This window comes from Streptomyces phyllanthi (assembly GCF_009377205.1).
GTDB lineage: Bacteria > Actinomycetota > Actinomycetes > Streptomycetales > Streptomycetaceae > Streptomyces > Streptomyces phyllanthi.
This window is the reverse complement of the sequence record NZ_VJZE01000821.1, coordinates 1-2,131: the sequence shown is the minus strand read 5'-3', so window position 1 is coordinate 2,131 and position 2,131 is coordinate 1. Positions and strand designations below refer to the sequence as shown.

The window sequence follows — 2,131 nt, the reverse complement described above, 5'->3', positions numbered from 1 at the left end:
AACCCACCCCGGGAGACGTCCCCCCACGCCCCAACAGACCTGCAAGTTCCGGGACTTGAGGCCTGACCGTGTCGCATCATCCCACTCGGGCCCCTGCTGTGCCAGGAGTGCACGACAGTCACCGGCGTCACTGTGCGGCGCGGTCCGGCGACGTGCTCACGAGCTGTTCGGAGGATCATCGCGAGGTGAAAACGGACCAGTAGTGGTGACCGGCACCCACGCGCCCGCCACACGGGCCCGCCTAGCGTGGGCACATGACGATGCAACCCTGGTTCACCGACGCCAAGCTGGGCATCTTCATCCACTGGGGCATCTACGCCGTGGACGGAGTGCCGGAGTCCTGGTCCTTCTACTGGGGCGAGGTCCCCCACGACCAGTACATGAAACAGCTCGACCGCTTCACGGCGTCCGCGTACGACCCGCGGGCCTGGGCGGAGCTGTTCGCCCGTGCGGGTGCCCGGTACGCCGTACTGACCTCCCGGCACCACGACGGTGTCGCCCTGTGGGACACCGCCCACGGCGACCTGAACGTGGTCCGGCACACCCCGGCCGGACGCGACCTGATCGCCGGATACGTGGACGCGCTGCGCGAGCAGGGCCTCAAGGTGGGCCTGTACTACTCGCACTCCGACTGGAACCACCCCGACTACGCGAGCGTCCGGCACCCCGGGATCGACGAGTGGCCGGACACCTATCCGGGCGGCAACGACGCCAATCCCTACTCCCACGCCGAGGCGGGCAAGGAGGACCCGGCGGCCTGGACGCGCTTCCTCGCGTACCGCGACGCCCAGGTGGGCGAGCTCGTCCACCGGTTCCGCCCGGACCTGCTGTGGTTCGACGGCGAGTGGGAGCGCACGGAGGAGCAGTGGCGGACGGGAGAGCTCGCCGAGCTGATCCGCGCGGGGAACCCGGAGACCGTCCTCAACGCCCGCATGCTCAGCCACGGCGACTACGCCACCCCCGAACAGGGCATACCGCTCCAAGCCCCCGAGGGCCCCTGGGAGTTGTGCCTGACGGTCAACGACTCGTGGGGCTTCCAGCACCAGGACCACAACCACAAGTCGGTGCGTCAGCTGGTGCGTTACTTCGCGGAGACGATCGGCATGGGCGGCAACCTGCTGCTGGACGTCGGCCCGAGGGAGGACGGCACGATCCCCGCCGAGCAGGTCGAGCGGCTGGAGGCGCTCGGCGCGTGGATCGGGCGCCACTCCGAGGCCGTGTACGGGACGGTCGCGGGGCTGCCCGCCGGGCACCACTACGGGCCCAGCACCCTGTCCGCAGACCGGCGCACGCTGTACCTGGTCTGCTTCGACGTGCCGCGCGAGTCCGTCTCGGTGCGCGGGCTGCGCAACCGCGTCGCGCGGGTCACGGTCCTGGGCACGGGCGCCGAGCTGGGTCACCACGTGACCGGCGGGCTGGACGCGGTCCCGGGCGTGACCTGGATCGATGCCCCCGCGGAGGCCGACCTCGACCCGTACGCGACCGTACTGGCCGTCGAGCTGGACGGGGAGCTGGACCTCTACCGGGGTACGGGACGGGACTGACCGAGCACGTCCTCCACGGTCACGATCCGGATCAGCGGCCGGTACAGGTCCATCATGTCCAGGGCCCTGGCGTGCGAGTCGTCGCCCGCGCCCGCGCAGGCGTCGGCGACGACCAGCACCTCGACGCCCGCGTCTGCGGCGGCGAGCGCGGTGGACAGCACGCAGCAGTCCGTACTGACTCCCGCCAGGACCAGCCGCCCGCCGGCGCCGACGCGGGCGGCCAGGTCCGGGCCCCACTTGCCGAAGGTGGTGGCGTCCACCACGTCCAGCGCGCGGCCCGCGAACTCGTCCGTGAGCTCCCAGGCCCGGGCCCGCGGCGGCTGGAGGGCGAAGGGCCACCGGTCGTAGTACGCCCGCCAGGCGCCCAGCGGCTCTTCGGGCGCGAGGAAGCGGGTGAAGGTGACACGGTCGCCGAACACCGGCAGCAGGCGCCGTACGCCCTCGGCGGCCTCCTCGAAGCGGGGAGTCGCCCAAGGACTGCCGGGTTCGGCGAACACGCGCTGCATGTCGATGACGGCAAGCCGCATGTCGTCGACGGCGGCCGGCCCCCGGGGCTCGTCCGGCGTCACGCCCGCACCGCCCCCTCG

At 72.0% G+C, this 2,131-nt stretch carries 2 protein-coding genes; one reads left to right on the top strand and one right to left on the bottom strand.

Translation table 11 applies throughout. The annotated features are described in order from the left end of the window. Positions 1 to 254 precede the first annotated feature (254 nt). Positions 255 to 1,544 carry an alpha-L-fucosidase gene (locus FNH04_RS45250; protein WP_152792036.1) on the top strand — a complete coding sequence of 430 codons (1,290 nt, stop codon included), beginning with the start codon at positions 255 to 257 and terminating at the stop codon, positions 1,542 to 1,544. On the opposite strand, the gene FNH04_RS45245 is transcribed toward FNH04_RS45250, so the two are convergent. Further along, positions 1,520 to 2,071: a cysteine hydrolase family protein gene (locus FNH04_RS45245; protein WP_152792037.1), complete on the bottom strand. Its 552-nt coding sequence runs from the start codon at positions 2,069 to 2,071 to the stop codon at positions 1,520 to 1,522. The genes FNH04_RS45250 and FNH04_RS45245 overlap by 25 nt on opposite strands. Positions 2,072 to 2,131: the final 60 nt, after the last annotated feature.

What these genes read in the sequence shown, in the direction of transcription:
- FNH04_RS45250 (WP_152792036.1), top strand. Translation starts at nt 255, where the DNA reads ATGACGATGCAACCCTGGTTCACCGACGCCAAGCTGGGCATCTTCATC.
- FNH04_RS45245 (WP_152792037.1), bottom strand. Translation starts at nt 2,071, where the DNA reads ATGCGGCTTGCCGTCATCGACATGCAGCGCGTGTTCGCCGAACCCGGC.